This window comes from Pectobacterium sp. 1950-15, assembly GCF_037136835.1.
Classification (GTDB): Bacteria; Pseudomonadota; Gammaproteobacteria; order Enterobacterales; family Enterobacteriaceae; genus Pectobacterium.
This window is the reverse complement of the sequence record NZ_JBBBQR010000019.1, coordinates 20,696-37,935: the sequence shown is the minus strand read 5'-3', so window position 1 is coordinate 37,935 and position 17,240 is coordinate 20,696. Positions and strand designations below refer to the sequence as shown.

Here is a 17,240-nt window from a genome sequence, read left to right as displayed (position 1 = left end):
ATAAGACTACGTTGCGCTACCCGGCCCGATACCGCTCATCTCACACGCCAGCGCCCCTGCGCGCTTAAGGGCATACGTATAGCGTTCATCAAACGGGTAGCAGCACGATAGCCGAAGCCCGTGCTTACAGCGGCCGCTCAGCGTGTAAAGCTCGCCGGGCGTGACGCAAATCTGCTCTTGCAGCAGGCGATGGAACAATTCAACGCCATCCACGCCGCCCGGTAACTCCAGCCAGAAGACAAAACCGCCCTGCGGCTGCGTCGCCCGCGTCCCCTGCGGAAAATGCCGAGCAATCAACCCACGCGCCTCATCCATCTGTGCGGCATAGCGACGGCGCAGCGTACGCAGATGGTGATCGTAACCGCCGGACTCCAGAAACTGTGCCAGCGTTTCCGATAACAGCGCAGATTCCGCCATTGACGATACCGCTTTCAGCCGCGCCACTTTGGCACGGAAACGACCCGACGCCATCCAGCCAATGCGAAAATCCGGTGCCAGCGTTTTCGTGAAGCTGGAGCAGTAAATCACCCAGCCGTCGCGATCGAAGGCTTTCACCGTCGGCGACAGCGGCCAGGTAAACTGAAGTTCGCTGTATAACCCATCCTCAATAAGCGGCACCTGATAGTCATTCACCAGCTTTGCCAGCCGCTTTTTATCCTCCAGCGTCATACTGCACCCTAGCGGATTCTGGGCATTCGGCATCGCGATAATCGCCTGTAGCCGCCCTTCTGACAGCAGCAGTTCCAGCGCATCCAGCGCGAGGCCGCGTTGTGGATCGGTGGGAATCTCCACCGTTTTCAATCCCAGACTGGCCAGCAGAGGAAAGAGATAAAAATAGGTTGGCGTTTCCAGCCCGACACAGTCGCCCGGCTGCGTTACCGTGCGCAGTGCCAGCTGTAGCGCCTCCATACAGCCGTGGGTGATCGTGATGTCTTCACGAGTCAGGGTCATGCCCAAATCCATCGCACGCCGCGCCACTTCGCGCCGCAGTCGCTCACTGCCCGGCGGTAGCGCATAACGGCCAATCAGGTCGGGCTGTCGCCGCAATAGGGAAGCGGTAATACGGCTAATCTTTTCGGTCGGATAGAAATCGGCATGCTGTGGGCACGCCAGAGATATGTTGGTGTAATCCGGGTGTGTCTGGGCAGCAAACACGGTATCAATCAGATCCAGTTTCTCACTGCCCGGCACAATCACCTGCGCACGATGCGGCTTACTTTCCGTCAGCGACGGCAGACGACCTCGAACAAAATAGCCCGACTGCGGCCGCGCTTCGATCAACCCGCGATCTTCGAGAATACGCCAGGCATTCAATACCGTGTTGACACTCACCTGATGCGATCCGGCGACGCGACGAATAGAAGGCAAGCGGCTTCCCGGCGCTAACGTCCCTTGATGAATCGCCGTGGCGAAGGTTTCCGCGAGCTGTTGATAGAGCGTACTTTCTTGTGAGTCGATGATGGACACAGTTCCCCCGCCAGCCGATGAGTACAGTTAACTATTAATGCAATTTGTACCCATCACAATAATCGTTTTGTGTATCTGTAACCATTTATTTTTTCTGCCTACTATAGTGCTCTTCCCCATCACCAGGATAACACCATGCTCGACCCTTCTTTTTTCAGCTACGTCACCGTCATGTCCATCACGCCAGGCCCCAATAATCTGCTGCTGGCAACCTCAGGCGTCAATTTTGGCCTGCGTCGTACGTTACCGATGATGGTGGGAATTACCGTTGGCTGTGGAATACAAACGGCACTGATGGGTGTGGCCCTGGAACTTCTGCTGAGCTGGATGAGCGTTATTCGCCTCCCTCTGACCGTGCTGGGGTGCGTCTATCTGCTGTGGCTATCGTGGAAAATCGTGCGCTCATCGGCACCAGAATTACAAGGGCGAGTACAGCCGATGACTGCACTGCAAGGAACGCTATTTCAAGCGGTGAACCCGAAGACCTGGCTAATGGCCAGCAACATCGCACTGCTTTATACCGCCAGCGGTGGCCTTTTCACCACGGTCATCGCCTTTATGGCACTCAATCTGCCCTGCGTTTTAGTCTGGGCAGCGCTCGGCGATCGTATCGGCAAACATCTTCAGGAACCGTGGAAACTGAAAGCCTTCAACGGCATTATGGCGTTCTCTTTGCTACTCACCACATGCTGGATGTTGGTTGAAGCCATCAATCTCTCCCGCTAATCACACGGCTGAGGCGGGTTTTTCTTCCCGCCTCAGCCCGCGTTATCGTTATTTCACCTGCTTGCGGAGCAGATAAACAAAGTAAGGCGCACCGATAAACGTCGCGAGCAGCCCCGCCGGAACCTGTGCCGGAAAGAGGATCATTCGGCCGCACCAGTCAGCAATAACCATCAGCGCACCACCAATCAATGCCGAGCTGGCGATTTGCGGCAACACGCGGTTAAAGCCCAGCATCCGCGCCATATGCGGTGCCATTAACCCGACAAAGCTCATCGGCCCGACCATCAACGTTGCCATCGCGGTTAGCACCGATGCCAACAGCAAAACCAGCAGACGAACTGGCGTGACAGCCACGCCAAGCGATCTGGCCGTCGTGGCGCCAAGCGGCAGAATACGCAGCCAGCGCTGGCACAGCGGGACGATCAATAGCAGCAGAAGGGCAATCACCGCCGTGCGTATCGCGTCTGTTGGTTCGACCGCGTAGGTTGAGCCCGACAGCCAGGTCAGCACGGTTCCCATGCGCGGATCGCCACTGGCCAACAGCAGCGCGATCACGGTGGTGAACGCCATGCTCAGCGCGATCCCAGCCAACAGCATACGCTGCGTGGAGAAACCACCACGTCCGGCAATAATCACCATGATAAGCAGCGTCAACGCCGCCCCTGCACTACCAGCCGGAAGCAGCCACACGAACGCATTACCGGGAACGAAGAACAGCAAAATAATGACGCCAAACGACGCACCGGAGCTAATCCCCAGCACTTCCGGGCTCCCCATCGGGTTACCCGTCAGCTTCTGTATTAACGTTCCCGCGACCGCCAGCATCACGCCAGCCGTGAGCGCCGCCAGCACCCGCGGCCAGCGCCACGAGAGCAGTTGCCCTAACACATCGCCGCCGCCCCACTGCCAGCCTTGCGCGTCTTTCCCTAGCATCAGCGCTGCGATCACCACCATTCCCAGCAGCATGATGCCAAGTACCAGCCAGGTTCCCCACAGGCGACGTTCAGCCGCTGGCGTGCTGTTACTGTCGATCATCGCGGGCTGGCCACTATTACGCAGACGCGGCAGCAGCCACAGCAGCAGCGGCGCACCAATCAGCGCCGTCGCTGCGCCCGTTGGGACATCAAGCCACACGCGGCTCAGCCAGATCACGCCCTGATCGGCAACGCCGAGCAGCAACGCGCCGAGCAACGGCGCGAATAAGAGACGGTGAAGTAAACGCCGTGCGCCCAGCATTTTCGCCAGCAACGGCGCAAACAGGCCGATAAAACCAATAATGCCCGCCGCATTCACCAACTGCGCGCACAGGAAAATCCCCAACCCAAGCGCGCTCAGACGTGCCAGCGACAGCCCAAGCCCCAGATTACGCGCGACGCCGTCATCCAGCCCCAACAGCGTTAGCGGGCGAATCAACAGCAGCGCCAGACAGAAACACACCAGAAGACGCGGAAGCACGAACTGCACATTGCTCCAGTCTTGCTGGTTTAGTACGCCGCTGCTCCACAGGAATAAGCCCTGAAGCTGCTCATGATGGAAGAGCACCAGCAGCTGATTGACCGCGCTACAGTAGAAACTCAGCACCAGCCCCGCCAGTATCAGCGTCACCGGTGATAAACGCTTGCCCCAGGCGACGCCAAAAACCAACGCGCCAACCACCAGCGCGCCGATCATCGCCGCGGCCTGCTGGGTCCATACGCCGCCGGGCAACGCCCACAGCGTAACGACCGTGATCCCGAGTTGCGCCCCCGTAGCGATCCCCAGCGTTGACGGCTCAGCCAGCGGATTACGCAAGACCTGCTGGAACAGTACGCCACACAGCCCCAGCCCTGCGCCAATCAGCAGCGCCAGCACCATGCGTGGCAACAGACTGTAATGGAACAGAAGCTGTTGCATATTGTTCAAGGCGGGATGGGTCAGCCCTGCAACCCACTGTGATACCGGTAATTGCTGCTGCAAATTGTAGCTGCCCATGCCCAGCATCACGATCAGCAGCAAACCCATCACGACCACTGGCAGCACCAGCGGATGACCAACACGCGGGTGCGCGTGCGAGGAACCGACAGACAAAGGATTAGCCATGATTTCTCGCCTCCAGTGCCTGATTCAATACGCGGCAAAAGCGCATCGCCGAGAGCGTTCCGCCATACAGCCAGACGGCAGGCACGCGTTGCACACGCTGTTGACGCACAAACGGCATCGCCTGCCAGAGCGGGTTCTTATCAAGCTGCGCGATAATGGCGCTATCGCCATGCTCGAAGCAGAGCACATTGGCATCACCGATCTCCGCCAGACTCTCAATACCCACAATCGTACTGCCCCAGAAGCTGGTTTCACCACGCCAGGCATTTTCTATCCCGATATGATCCATCACTTCCTGAAAAAGACTGTTCTTGCCAATCACTAACACATGGCGACTGTCGACCAGCGTGATCAGCAACAGCGGCCGCTGGGTATAGGGTTGAAGCGTGATTTTTTCCTGCTGGAGAAACTGCGCCAGCTCCATCAGGTGCCGTTCACCAGCCGCCTTCATATTTAGCGCATCGGCCAGCTTCATGACCGAGGACTGTGCCGCCGTCAGCGGCTTCCCCTGTTCGCTGCTAAAGCCAAACCCCAGCATCGGAGAGATGCGGGACATTTTCGCGACCGAAGGGCCGTAGCCTTCAGAATAAAGAATCATGGACGGGCGAATCTGCGTCAGCAACTCCAGATTTGGCTCGGTACGCAGCCCCACATCAATCACCGAGTCAGGCAGCGCAGGCTCTTTCACCCACAGGTTATAGTTATGCTTATCCGCGATCGCAAAGGGGGTAATGCCTAGCGCCAGAAGCAGCTCAACGGGCAACCATTCCAGCGCCACAATGCGGTTTACATCGGGGAATGTGGCAGTCGTTCCCCTGCTCGCCGCCGAATACACCAGCGGCGACAATAGCAGCGCCGTCAGCAAACGACGGCGTAGCGGATCGGGAGAGGATGGAGAAGAAAAACGTTCAGGCATCATGAGCAGAAAAACCGAGTTAACAAACGAAGCTGACCGGTGCGCCACCAGCCGGATGAGGCAGAATGCCCATGGGAATGCCGTAGATGCTTTCGAGCACATCCCCTTGCATCAGCGCGACAGGCTCACCCTGTGCAATCATCTTGCCACCGCGCAGTGCCACCAAGTGATCGCAGTAGCGGGCAGCCATATTGATATCATGCAACACCGCAATGACAGTGATGCCGCGCTCGCGGCTCATGCGCTGGATCAGCGCCAGCACCTCAACCTGATGGGCAATATCCAGTGCGGAGGTCGGTTCATCCAGTAACAGACAGCGGCTATCCTGCGCCACCGTCATCGCCAGCCAGGCTCGCTGCCGTTCACCGCCGGACAGGCTGTCCACCAGACGGTTGGCGAACGGTTTCAGCCCCACCAGCGTGATGGCTTCCTCGACCTTTTCCCGATCGGCGCTGCCGAAACGGCCTAATGCGCCGTGCCACGGGTAACGCCCTACGGCAACCAGCTCACGCACGGTCATCCCTTCGGCAGCGGGAAGCTGCTGCGGTAAATAAGCCACCTGACGGGCGAATAATTTGCTATCCCAGCTTCCGGTAGCCTGTTCCCCCAGTAATGCGGTTCCGCTGCTGGCGGGCTGGTGACGGCCCAAAATTTTCAGCAAGGTCGATTTGCCCGAGCCGTTATGCCCAATCAGGCCGCACACTTTCCCGACAGGGAACGTGATAGAGAGCGGGTGTAGCAGCGTGCGTCCGGCGACGGAAAAGCTGACGTCGTCCAGTCTGAAGGTGGTATCAGGCAGTACAGTTTGATTTTGCATAGCGTGTTTGATTTTTAATGTCACTGAAGGACAGGAGTAAGCAGCGATCGCGACGCCCGTCACTCTCGAATTCCCCGCGTAATAACCGGGCTAAAAGAGAACGATAATGATTACGATAAAGGCAGCATGATAGGCGCAACAGAATACCAATCGCAAGACTTTTACCTGTCAGCGCTGGAATGGCATGACAGGAAAAGCGGTATCAGGCAGGATGCGGTGCTCGTCTCAAAATAGCAGAGAAAAAAAATCCAATTAGATTCAGCCTATTAGGAACATTTTATGCCACTATTGAGGCGGTTTCGTGCGCGATAATACCGTTATTTTCATGCTACCTTGTAGCACGCGCCCGACATAGGGGGCTACGCCAGCCCCCTATGAACCCCGGCTTTTAGCGCGAATTATGCCGCTGACGCGGTTCCTTCGTCGGTATCAGGCTTAACGGACCGCTTGCGACACGTTCCATACGTGGCGCAAGCTTTCGCCGCGTCCATGCGGCTCATCCTAAGCCTGCTATCTCCTCAGCATAATTTTTTACGCCAAATAACGACAAAACACGTGATGCCCCTGTCTTTGTCTATAAGAAACAATAGATTAACCGGGGGCAGTGAGAAGCGCTTATTGACCAAACATTTGTTTGATCCAGTCGGCGACGCCTTCTCCATCTTGCTGTCCCTGCTGTGCGGAAGGCTGCGGCTGGCTGGACTGACATAGCGCCTGCGGGTTATCCGTCCAGACCGGCAAGACACGCCCGGCGCTGCTGCCGTTACAGATAAAGTTACCGCTGGCATCCACCGTCATGGTCGTGATGCCTTCCGGCGGTGTCAGCATGAGCGGCAGCGGCGTTTGGTTTTCCAGATAGCGACGATAAATCGTCAGCGCACCGTTCGCCCCCGTCAGCTTGGCCGGGCCGTTGTTATCGCGCCCTACCCAGCTAATCGCCACTTCTTTACCGTCGATCCCCGCAAACCAGCTGTCACGCAGGTCATTGGTGGTACCGGTTTTCGCCGCCAGATGATAATTCGGGAACTTCACCGCCAGCGAACGCGACGTACCGCGTTCGACAACCTGCTGCATACCATACAGCGTCAGGTAGGCCGCTTGTGCCGGAACCGCCCGCTCAGCCTGCGGGAAGCTCTGGTACAGCACCGTGCCATCTTCCGCAATCACTGACCGCAGCGAGGAAAGCGGTGCACGGTTGCCGCCGCTGGCGATCGTCTGGTATTCCTGCGCGACTTCCATCGGCGTCAGACTGATCGCACCCAGCAGCATCGCCGGTACAGGTTGAATCACGTTTTCCGGAATCCCTAAACGCTTCAACGTTTCCGTGATCTGATTCAGCCCCACAGCCATCCCCAGATTAACGGTCGGAACGTTCAGCGAGTTCGCCAGCGCATCAACCAGCATGACACGGCCGCGGAACTCACGATCGTAGTTCTTCGGCTGCCATAGCTGCCCGTTAGCTTGCTTGATCGACAGCGGCTCATCCGCCAGCAGGGTGTTCAGACGATAAGTGTCCGGCTGACTCAGCGCGGTCAGGTAGGTCGGCGGCTTCGCCAACGACCCGACGGGACGACGCGCCTGTAACGCCCGGTTAAACCCGGCGTACTGCGTTTGAGAGCCACCGACCATCGCGCGAATTTCACCGCTAAAACGATCGACAATCACCATCGCCGCTTCCAGATCGCTCACGTTACGGCCTGCACGCAGTGCCGGAACGCCGACCTCTACCGCTTTTTCCGCCGCATCCTGCGAGACCGGATCGAGCGTGGTAAAGATCTTCACGCCGGAGAGATCGTTAACCTTGTCGCCAAGCCGCTGTTGCAGTTCCTGACGCACCAGTTGCATAAACGCAGGCTGAGGGCTGATGACGCCGCCTTTCGGCTGGACGCCCAGCGGACGCGCGCTCAGCATGTTGTACAGATCGGCATCAATCACCTGCTGATTCTGCAGCAGGCGCAGCACCAAGTTGCGTCGCTCTAACGTAATCTCCGGATTACGCCACGGATTGTACAGCGACGCCCCTTTCACCATGCCCACCAGCAGCGCCTGCTGATCGAGACTCAGTTCATTCACCGGGCGACCAAAATAGTACAGGCTGGCAAGCGGGAAGCCGCGGATCTGATCGTTACCGCTCTGACCGAGGTACACCTCGTTGAGATACAGCTCAAGGATACGATCCTTGCTGTAGCGATAATCCATGATCAGCGCCATATAGGCTTCGTTGGCTTTACGCCACAGCGAGCGTTCATTAGTCAGGAACAGGTTCTTAACCAACTGCTGCGTCAGCGTACTGCCACCCTGTACCGCGCGTCCTGCCGTGATGTTGGCTAAAAACGCACGGCCAATCGAGTACAGGCTAATACCATCATGTTCATAAAAATGGCGGTCTTCGGTCGCGACCAGCGTATCAACCAGCAGATCGGGGAAGCCGGAACGCGGCACGAATAAACGCTGTTCGCCATTAGGCGACTGCATCATGGTGATCAGTTTTGGATCGAGACGGAAAAAGCCGAAGTTGCGCTGATTATCCAGATTCTGGATCTGCGACAGACGATCGTTGGCAAACGTCAGGCGCGCCTGAATCTGCCCTTCTTTCCCATCAGGGAAATCAAACGGACGGCGCAGCATGTCGATGCTGTTGCCACGCACGCTGAATTCACCCGGACGGGTAATGCGACTCACCTGACGGTACTGCATACCTTCCAGCAGGCTGATCATCTCTTTCTGGCTATAGGCCATGCCCGGCTCAAGGTTGACCATACGGCCATAGACGGCGGCGGGCAGTTGCCAGACCTTGCCTTCAATACGGCTGCGGATCTGGCTGTCGAGGTACACGCCATAGATCGCCATCGCAACGGCAAAGATCAGGAACAGCTTGATAGCCAGCCCCAGCCAGCGCCGTCTTCTCTGCGATTTACGCGTCATCGTATCATCGCCATCGTAATCATCATCGTCGTCATAGTCGTCCTGATAATCATCGTAGTCATCATCATCATAGTCGTCATCCCTGCGACGTCGTATGGCCTGTTTGCGTTCAGGTTTACGTTTTGGCGCTCTCCCTTTGCGTCCGATAGGTTCGCGGTCATCCCGAGACATTACAATAACTTCTCCATCAGGTTGTTCACGGCTATCTGCTCTGCGCTCAAGCCGCCTACTCTGTTTCCAGCCCCTTTTTTGGGAAAGCGGAAACGTCTGAAATTAGTGATTCTGATATTTCTTGGTACGTCTCGTCGGAGCCGTATTCGCCGGATCGTCCGGCCAGACATGCTTGGGGTAACGCCCCTTCATCTCTTTTTGTACCTCGCGGTAAGCGCCTTGCCAGAATGCCGCTAAATCCCGCGTAATTTGTAGTGGACGCTGAGCGGGTGATAAAAGTTCCAATACCAGCGCCACACGCCCCTCTGCCAACAGCGGGCTCTGCTGCTCACCGAACATTTCCTGCATCCGCACCGACAGCACCGGAGGTTTATCGTCATAATAGGCGATAGGCAAGCGACTGCCGCCGGGTGCCGTGTAGTGCGTGGGCAGCGCGCTATCCAGCCGCTGGCGCAGCGACCAGTCCAACAGTCGCAGCAGCGCATCGCTCAAATTAATCTGGTGCAGCGCCCGTAAATCACGCACGCCGGACAGTGACGGCTGTAGCCAGATTTCCAGCGTTGCCAGCAGCGTACCGTCATCCACCAGCGGCCAGTCAACCTCAGACAACCACTGGCGAGCGCACTGTAGCCGAGCGCGGAGCTGTAACGCCGCAGCGTCCCAGTTTAATGCTTCAATCCCCTGCTCCCGAATCCAGGATAACAGCGCCTGCTGCAATGCTTCATCGGAAGGCTTATTCAACGGGCGCGTTCGTAGCGTCAGGCAGCCTATCTGGTCACGCTGGCTGGCGCGCAGAGTACCCTTTTCTTCGTCCCAGTGCACCACGTTACGCTCATTTATTAATCCGGGTAGCCGCCGTTCCAGCCGTTCAATATCCAGCGGCAAGGCCAGCAGGATCCGCGCATCCGCGTTCTGATTATTCTGTAAGAGCGCCGGAGCCAGCAACCACTCCGTACCTGATAGCGCCTCATCAGCCGACATCATCGCACCGCTGCCGTTCGCAAGCTGGTAGCGCCCATCCTGGCTACGCCGCCGGGCGATGCGATCGGGGAAAGCTTGTGCCAGCAGCCAGTCGGCTTCTCCGCTGTCAATACGCCCCGGAGCCGTCGATAAACGGCGTGTCAGCTGTTTTGCTCGCCGCAGCCAGTGCGGCAATGGGCGATGCAGCCAGTCAGCCAGATTAATCGACCCGCTACGCGGCGGCTCTTCGAGGATCGCCGCCAGACATCCGGCGGTCGCCAGCGCATCTGAGTTTTGCTGTGACGCGGCATATAACATCGTCGCCAAACGGGCATCGCTGCCTAGCGCGGCGATCTTGCGACCTTCAGCGGTCAACCGATCCTGCTCATCGGTAATGCCAAGCTGGCGCAGTAGCTGACGTGCGGCATACAGCGCGGGGGCGGGTGGTGTATCCAGCCAGGTTAACTGCGCCACATCGGTACAGCCCCACTGTAATAAGTCCAGCCAGACGCTACTTAAATCGCTATTCAGTATCTCAGCTTCGCTTTGCGCCGCTGCGCGTTCTGCCTGTTCGCGCGAGCACAGATGCCAGCAAATACCGGGGTTTAACCGTCCGGCACGTCCGGCGCGCTGCACCATAGAGGCCTGGCTGACTCGCTGTGTCACCAGTCGGGTGATGCCGCTTTTCACATCAAAGCTGGCGACACGTTCAAGACCGCTATCCATCACCAGCCTAATTCCTTCAATCGTCAGGCTGGTTTCTGCAATATTGGTGGCTAACACCACCTTACGGCGACCCGGTTCCGCAGGCAGAATCGCCTTTTGCTGTTCCGCCAACGTCAATGCGCCGTATAACGGGCAGAGATCCGTCTCGCCCGACACGCTATTTTCCAGCAGCGCCTGCACGCGGCGAATCTCCGCGACGCCGGGCAAAAACAGCAGAAGTGAACCGTCTTCTTCACTGAGCAAGCGTCGCACCTGTCGCGCAACGCCCTCTTCCAATCGTTCCTGATTATTCAGCGGCACATAACACCGCTCAACCGGATAGCTGCGACCTTCGGAAACCACGCAGACGGCTTCCGGCAGCAGCGCCGCCAGACGCGCATTGTCGAGCGTCGCGGACATAATCAGCAGTTTTAAATCGTCACGTAGCCCTTGTTGCACATCGAGCAGCAGCGCCAGTGCCACATCAGCCTGCACGCTGCGCTCATGAAACTCATCAAGGATGATCAGCGCCACGCCTTGCAGCTCCGCATCCTGTTGCAGCAAACGGGTCAGCATCCCTTCGGTGACGACTTCCAGCCTCGTTGCGTCACTCACGCGGCTTTCTGACCGCATGCGATACCCTATCGTCTGTCCCGGTTCCTCGCCGAGTTGCTGCGCCAGCCGCCAGGCTACGCTCTTCGCCGCCAGACGGCGCGGCTCCAGCATGATGATGCGCCCGTTTAAATTACCCTGTTGTAGCAATTGCAACGGCAGCCAGGTCGATTTTCCCGCCCCTGTTGGGGCATTGAGCAGCACCTGAGGCGCGGTATGTAGCGCCGTTATGACATCATCCAGCACGGCGCTGACGGGCGGTAAAATCACAGACATCTCCGTATAAGGTTAACTTTCAGCGGCGAGCATTGTAGCATCATGATGAATGTAGCATCGGATGGAATCAGAACAGAGAGATCGCCATGTCAGCCCCCCGCCGCCTGTTTTTTGCCCTATCACTACCGGAAACCACGCAGCAAGAGATTATCCGCTGGCGTGCCGAGCGTTTCGCCCCGGAAGCGGGTCGTCCGGTTGCGGCGGCCAATCTTCATCTGACGCTAGCTTTTTTGGGTGACGTTAGTGAACAAAAAGCGCAGGCCTTACGGACATTGGCGGGCCGCATCCGTCAGCCTGTATTTTCCCTTACGCTGGATGACGCCGGACACTGGCCGCGTCCCGGCGTTGTCTGGCTGGGCTGCCGCCGTGCACCGCGTGGGCTGCTACAGCTCGCGGAACTGCTGCGCGCTCAGGCCGCACGCAACGGCTCTTATCAAACGGCATTACCTTTTCATCCACACATTACGCTATTGCGCGGCGCGACTCGTCCCGTTGCGATTCCCCCCGCCACCTTCAGTTGGCAGGTCGATATGACGCAATTTTCGCTTTACGAATCACTTTTCGACAATGGCAAAACCCGCTATCAACAGTTGGAAAGCTGGTCATTTATTAAATAAGAAAATAGTTAGATATACCCTAAATAATTCGAGTTGCATGACAAAACGTTATCGTTTTGAACAACGCTCTGCGTTGACCCTTTAGGGCAAGGCCCATTTATGGCCTTGTAACGCGGCAACCGAACGAATCCCCAGGAGCTTACACAGGTAAGTGACTGGGGTAAGTAAGGACAAATCGGCTTAGCCGATTTGAACGCCGCTTGCGGCGGCCCTTCAGGGCGAGGCTCAGAACTGAGCCGAGTATTGCCAACGCACAAGCAGCTTGAAGTATGACGGGTATAAACGAACAAAACAGGATACGCATGAACTATACCCCACGTTTACAACCCGCCCGATTGATTAAACGTTACAAACGCTTTTTGGCCGATGTCGTGACCCCGGAAGGCGAGACGTTCACGCTGCACTGTGCCAATACTGGCGCGATGACGGGCTGTGCGACGCCCGGCGATACCGTCTGGTACTCCACATCCGATAACCCTAAACGTAAGTATCCGCACAGCTGGGAGCTGACAGAAACGCAACAAAATCACTGGATTTGTGTCAATACTCTGCGTGCCAACACATTATTATACGAAGCCTTATTGGAGAATCGCGTAGAAGAACTGTCGGGCTATTCAGACGTAAAAACGGAAGTGAGATACGGTACGGAAAATAGCCGAGTCGACCTGCTTTTACAGGCGCCGGACAAGATTGACTGCTATATTGAGGTGAAATCAGTCACATTATTGCAACATGAATGTGGTTACTTTCCCGATGCAGTTACACTCAGAGGGCAAAAGCATCTGCGTGAGCTGCAACAGATGGTTTCCAATGGAAAACGTGCGGTGCTTTTTTTCGCGGTGCTCCATTCAGGAATCCAGCAGGTTTCTCCCGCCCGGCATATTGATTCACGCTATGCGGAATTATTTACAGAAGCACAACGGGCAGGGGTTGAAATTTTATGTTACGGCTCCACATTATGCCCTGACGGTATTACATTGACGCACAAACTACCGTTGTTGGGATGAAGTAAAAGCATTGCATAACACGCCGAACGCACCACCAAAGGCGTAACACATTGTTTATTATTTAATGTAAGCAGGTTGTTCCTCACACTTTATCAGGCCGGTGTCAGGAAGCATTGCCAACCCCATCTTCATCTGCTATTTATAGCGGCCTGTTTTTCCCCCTTTGGGGGCCGATATACCCAGATAGCTGAAGTTATGGCCAACAACGCCGCAATTTCACTGCATAAAAGGGTATTATGCGTGTCGTGTTATGTAGGAGAAGCAACATGCAAGAAGGGCAAAACCGTAAGACATCTTCTCTGAGCATTCTCGCAATTGCCGGAGTAGAGCCGTACCAGGAGAAGCCGGGCGAAGAGTATATGAACGACGCTCAGCTGGCTCATTTCAAGCGTATTCTTGAAGCATGGCGCAACCAACTCATGGATGAAGTGGATCGTACGGTATCGCACATGCGCGATGAAGCCGCTAATTTCCCCGATCCCGTGGATCGCGCAGCGCAGGAAGAAGAGTTCAGTCTCGAACTGCGTAACCGTGACCGTGAGCGCAAACTGATCAAGAAAATCGCCAAAACGCTGGTGAAAATCGAAGAAGAGGATTTCGGATTCTGCGAATCCTGTGGCGTCGAGATTGGCATCCGCCGTCTGGAAGCACGTCCGACTGCCGATCTGTGTATTGACTGCAAGACACTGGCAGAGATACGCGAAAAGCAAATGGCAGGCTAATTTTCCTGTCCAGAATCGGCTCCTGCCCGTCGCGGGGGCCGACTCCAGGAACGCTACCGCTGATGAATGATGTTCATCACTCTATCTTCTGTCTGGATAAAACGCTGACGAGATAGCATCAACCCCTTATGTCTGGAACTGTTTGTTTTACACAAAAAAATAGTTTTACCGAAACGACCCCTTCTCCTGAAGTGAATCCCTTTACTGAAACCGACCACTACGTCGGACGTTTTGCGCCTTCTCCCTCTGGCGATCTGCATTTTGGCTCACTCATCGCCGCACTGGGTAGTTATCTTCAGGCGCGTTCCCAACAAGGGCGCTGGCTGGTACGTATTGAAGACATCGATCCGCCACGGGAAATTCCCGGAGCCGCCTCCCGTATACTCGCCCAGTTAGAACATTACGGCCTGTATTGGGACGGCGAGGTGATGTACCAGTCACAGCGCCATGCACGTTACCGCGAGATCCTTCAGCAGCTTCGACAGCTGGGAATGAGCTACTACTGCACCTGTACGCGTAGCCGTATTCAGCAGCTAGGTGGACACTATGACGGCCATTGCCGGACGCGTAACCTGCCCTCCGATAACGCCGCGCTACGCCTGCGCCAAACAACGCCGGTATTTCACTTTCACGATAAATTGCGTGGCGAACTGTATGCCGACACGGCACTCGCGCAGGAAGATTTTATTATCCACCGCCGCGATGGGCTGTTTGCCTATAATCTGGCCGTCGTGATCGACGATAACGATCAGGGTATTACGGAGATCGTGCGCGGCGCCGATCTGATCGAGCCGACAGTGCGGCAAATTTCACTCTATCAGAAGCTGGGCTACGCGATCCCTACCTATGTTCATCTGCCGCTGGTGCTGAATACAGAAGGAAATAAACTGTCCAAACAGAATCATGCCCCAGCGCTGCCGAACAGCGATCCGCGTCCCGTGCTGCTGGCTGCACTGCAATTTTTGCATCAACCGCTGCCGGAAAACGGTCAGGATATGACGCTTTCCGCATTGCTGGCATGGTCTGTCGCGCACTGGTCACTTGATATCGTCCCGTTGCAAGCGGCAATAAACGCGTCCGCGATCACATCAGCATTCTCAAAGGGGCATTGGTGAGCTATGATTAGCCGCTATTTTTAGTGACGCGTCATCCTTAGCCGTCACCTTTGCAGGCCATCGTCGGGGCGATGTCAAAAATATCTCCCAGACGTTTTTTGCTGTGCCGTTGATTTATCCATCACTATCGAGGTGTATTATCTTTTCCCGAGTTGCTAATTTTTGCCGTAAAGTACTGAATCGTGAGAACGACATGGTCGAATCAGAGGAACCACATCAGCATCTGACGGTGATTCCGCGTGACCAACACACTATTTCACGCAGCGACATCAGCGATAACGCGCTGAAAGTACTTTATCGCCTGAACAAAGCGGGCTACGAGGCTTATCTGGTTGGCGGCGGCGTACGTGACCTGCTGCTGGGCAAAAAGCCGAAGGATTTTGATATCACCACTAACGCCACGCCCGATCAGGTGCGCAAGTTGTTCCGCAACTGTCGTTTGGTTGGGCGTCGTTTCCGTCTCGCCCATATCATGTTCGGGCCAGAGGTGATTGAAGTTGCCACGTTCCGTGGTCACCACGATCAACATCAGGAACAGCAGGAAACCAAGAATTCTTCTCAGCAGGCTCAGAGCGGCATGCTGCTGCGCGACAATATTTTCGGCTCGGTTGAAGAAGACGCACAGCGCCGCGATTTCTCGATCAATAGCCTCTATTACAGCATCGCTGATTTCAGCGTTCGTGACTACACTGGTGGTCTGAACGACCTGCGTCAGGGCGTCATCCGTATGATTGGCGATCCCGAAACGCGCTACCGTGAAGACCCGGTGCGTATGCTGCGCGCCGTCCGTTTCGCTGCCAAGCTGAACATGACGGTCAGCCCGGAAACCGCTGAGCCGATTCCTCGTCTGGCCTCACTGTTGCACGATATTCCTGCGGCGCGCATGTTTGAAGAGTCGCTGAAGCTGCTTCAATCAGGCTATGGCTATCCAACCTATAAAATGCTGTGTGAATACCAGCTGTTCCAGCCGCTTTTCCCGCTGCTGAGTCGCTACTTCACACCAAACGGCGATTCCACATTGGAGCGTATGGTTGCACAGGTGCTGAAAAATACCGATCAGCGCCTGCAAAATGACATGCGGGTCAATCCGGCGTTTTTGTTTTCCGCCATGCTGTGGTATCCGCTGGTTGAGCATGCGCAAAAGCTGGCCCAGGAAAGTGGTCTGGCTTACTTCGATGCCTTCTCGCTAGCGATGAACGATGTACTGGATGAACAGTGCCGTTCTCTGGCCATTCCTAAGCGCATTACGTCGTTAGTTCGTGATATTTGGCAGTTGCAAACGCGCCTGTCGCGTCGTCAGGGTAAACGCGCTTATAAACTGATGGAACACCCTAAATTCCGCGCCGCGTATGACCTGCTTTGTCTGCGTGCCGAAATCGAAAATCATCAGGAGCTGCTGCGCCTGGCTCAGTGGTGGGGAGAATTCCAGGTTGCCGCACCGCCGCGTCAGCAAAACATGCTGAAATCTCTGGATGATGGCCCGACGCCACACCGCCGTTCCCGCCCTCGCCGACCGCGTAAACCGACAGCGGCCCGCAGAGATCAAGCCTGATGGTACGTGTGTATCTGGCGCTGGGCAGCAACCTTGCCCAGCCTTTGCAACAGGTGCGCGCAGCATTGTCTGCGCTGGACACGATTCCACACACTCGCGTCGTTTGCTGCTCCTCATTTTATCGTAGCCGCCCGCTTGGCCCGCAGGATCAACCAGACTACCTCAACGCCGTCGTTGAACTGGAAACCGCATTAGCGGCCGAATCGCTGCTGGATCACACACAAGCCATCGAGCTGGAACAAGGCCGTGAACGCAAGGAACACCGCTGGGGCCCGCGCACGTTGGATCTGGATATTCTGCTGTTCGGCGATGTCGTCATCCAGACTGAACGTTTGACCGTGCCGCATTACGACATGAAAAATCGCGAATTCATGCTCTATCCGCTCGCGGAAATCGCCCCTGAACTGACATTCCCCGACGGTGAAACGCTCACTCAACGGCTAACCCATGTTGACCGCAACGGTCTGACCTTATGGGATAATGAACGGTGGGATGACGAGAAGCCGACCGGAACATTCGGTTCCCCATAGCCATCACATCTGCAACTTGACGCGCGACGGGTATATCGCTACT

Annotated in this window: 13 protein-coding genes; 7 read left to right on the top strand and 6 right to left on the bottom strand. The window is 56.2% G+C overall.

Going from position 1 to position 17,240, the window contains the following annotated elements:
• Window positions 1–6 precede the first annotated feature (6 nt).
• The gene (locus tag WCT94_RS17950) at window positions 7–1,467 is read right to left on the bottom strand and encodes an aminotransferase-like domain-containing protein (RefSeq protein ID WP_336870800.1); all 1,461 of its coding nucleotides are present in this window, start codon (window positions 1,465–1,467) and stop codon (window positions 7–9) included.
• A gap of 135 nt (window positions 1,468–1,602) precedes the next feature.
• Here WCT94_RS17950 and WCT94_RS17945 point away from each other — a divergent pair, with 135 nt between their 5' ends.
• A complete protein-coding gene (locus WCT94_RS17945; RefSeq protein WP_180779622.1) occupies window positions 1,603–2,193 on the top strand; it encodes a LysE family translocator in 591 nt (196 codons plus the stop codon).
• A gap of 48 nt (window positions 2,194–2,241) precedes the next feature.
• Here WCT94_RS17945 and fhuB read toward each other — a convergent pair whose 3' ends face one another.
• The 5 genes from fhuB to hrpB all read right to left on the bottom strand — a co-directional run bounded on the left by fhuB (window position 2,242) and on the right by hrpB (window position 11,648).
• A complete protein-coding gene (gene fhuB, locus WCT94_RS17940; RefSeq protein ID WP_442955505.1) occupies window positions 2,242–4,194 on the bottom strand; it encodes a Fe(3+)-hydroxamate ABC transporter permease FhuB in 1,953 nt (650 codons plus the stop codon).
• 70 nt (window positions 4,195–4,264) lie between these two features.
• Window positions 4,265–5,191 (bottom strand): Fe(3+)-hydroxamate ABC transporter substrate-binding protein FhuD, encoded by a 927-nt coding sequence (gene fhuD, locus WCT94_RS17935; protein ID WP_180786912.1) that lies wholly within the window; start codon window positions 5,189–5,191, stop codon window positions 4,265–4,267.
• A gap of 16 nt (window positions 5,192–5,207) precedes the next feature.
• A complete protein-coding gene (fhuC, locus tag WCT94_RS17930) occupies window positions 5,208–6,005 on the bottom strand; it encodes a Fe3+-hydroxamate ABC transporter ATP-binding protein FhuC (protein WP_180786913.1) in 798 nt (265 codons plus the stop codon).
• A gap of 615 nt (window positions 6,006–6,620) precedes the next feature.
• Window positions 6,621–9,101 (bottom strand): bifunctional glycosyl transferase/transpeptidase, encoded by a 2,481-nt coding sequence (mrcB, locus tag WCT94_RS17925; RefSeq protein WP_336870796.1) that lies wholly within the window; start codon window positions 9,099–9,101, stop codon window positions 6,621–6,623.
• A 102-nt stretch (window positions 9,102–9,203) separates the two neighbouring features.
• On the bottom strand, window positions 9,204–11,648 hold the full coding sequence (hrpB, locus tag WCT94_RS17920; RefSeq protein WP_336870794.1) for an ATP-dependent helicase HrpB: 2,445 nt from the start codon (window positions 11,646–11,648) through the stop codon (window positions 9,204–9,206).
• 92 nt (window positions 11,649–11,740) lie between these two features.
• Here hrpB and thpR point away from each other — a divergent pair, with 92 nt between their 5' ends.
• The 6 genes from thpR (at window position 11,741) to folK (ending at window position 17,197) form a co-directional block, all read left to right on the top strand.
• On the top strand, window positions 11,741–12,271 hold the full coding sequence (thpR, locus tag WCT94_RS17915) for an RNA 2',3'-cyclic phosphodiesterase (RefSeq protein WP_336870791.1): 531 nt from the start codon (window positions 11,741–11,743) through the stop codon (window positions 12,269–12,271).
• Window positions 12,272–12,573: 302 nt separating this feature from the next.
• On the top strand, window positions 12,574–13,278 hold the full coding sequence (gene sfsA / locus WCT94_RS17910) for a DNA/RNA nuclease SfsA (RefSeq protein WP_336870789.1): 705 nt from the start codon (window positions 12,574–12,576) through the stop codon (window positions 13,276–13,278).
• A 266-nt stretch (window positions 13,279–13,544) separates the two neighbouring features.
• Window positions 13,545–14,000 carry an RNA polymerase-binding protein DksA gene (gene dksA, locus WCT94_RS17905; protein ID WP_010280759.1) on the top strand — a complete coding sequence of 152 codons (456 nt, stop codon included), beginning with the start codon at window positions 13,545–13,547 and terminating at the stop codon, window positions 13,998–14,000.
• A 128-nt stretch (window positions 14,001–14,128) separates the two neighbouring features.
• Window positions 14,129–15,115, top strand: a complete 987-nt coding sequence (gene gluQRS / locus WCT94_RS17900) for a tRNA glutamyl-Q(34) synthetase GluQRS (RefSeq protein ID WP_336870788.1) — start codon at window positions 14,129–14,131, stop codon at window positions 15,113–15,115.
• Between the two features lie 139 nt (window positions 15,116–15,254).
• Window positions 15,255–16,667, top strand: a complete 1,413-nt coding sequence (gene pcnB, locus WCT94_RS17895) for a polynucleotide adenylyltransferase PcnB (RefSeq protein ID WP_336870866.1) — start codon at window positions 15,255–15,257, stop codon at window positions 16,665–16,667.
• A complete protein-coding gene (gene folK / locus WCT94_RS17890) occupies window positions 16,667–17,197 on the top strand; it encodes a 2-amino-4-hydroxy-6-hydroxymethyldihydropteridine diphosphokinase (protein ID WP_336870785.1) in 531 nt (176 codons plus the stop codon). The genes pcnB and folK overlap by 1 nt, the downstream gene beginning before the upstream one ends.
• Window positions 17,198–17,240 lie beyond the last annotated feature (43 nt).

Excerpts from the sequence above, each read along its gene's own strand:
- WCT94_RS17945 (WP_180779622.1), top strand. The coding sequence starts at position 1,603 with ATGCTCGACCCTTCTTTTTTCAGCTACGTCACCGTCATGTCCATCACG.
- fhuB (WP_442955505.1), bottom strand. The coding sequence starts at position 4,194 with ATGGGTTTGCTGCTGATCGTGATGCTGGGCATGGGCAGCTACAATTTG.
- fhuD (WP_180786912.1), bottom strand. The coding sequence starts at position 5,191 with ATGATGCCTGAACGTTTTTCTTCTCCATCCTCTCCCGATCCGCTACGC.
- fhuC (WP_180786913.1), bottom strand. The coding sequence starts at position 6,005 with ATGCAAAATCAAACTGTACTGCCTGATACCACCTTCAGACTGGACGAC.
- mrcB (WP_336870796.1), bottom strand. The coding sequence starts at position 9,101 with ATGTCTCGGGATGACCGCGAACCTATCGGACGCAAAGGGAGAGCGCCA.
- thpR (WP_336870791.1), top strand. The coding sequence starts at position 11,741 with ATGTCAGCCCCCCGCCGCCTGTTTTTTGCCCTATCACTACCGGAAACC.
- sfsA (WP_336870789.1), top strand. The coding sequence starts at position 12,574 with ATGAACTATACCCCACGTTTACAACCCGCCCGATTGATTAAACGTTAC.
- dksA (WP_010280759.1), top strand. The coding sequence starts at position 13,545 with ATGCAAGAAGGGCAAAACCGTAAGACATCTTCTCTGAGCATTCTCGCA.
- gluQRS (WP_336870788.1), top strand. The coding sequence starts at position 14,129 with ATGTCTGGAACTGTTTGTTTTACACAAAAAAATAGTTTTACCGAAACG.
- folK (WP_336870785.1), top strand. The coding sequence starts at position 16,667 with ATGGTACGTGTGTATCTGGCGCTGGGCAGCAACCTTGCCCAGCCTTTG.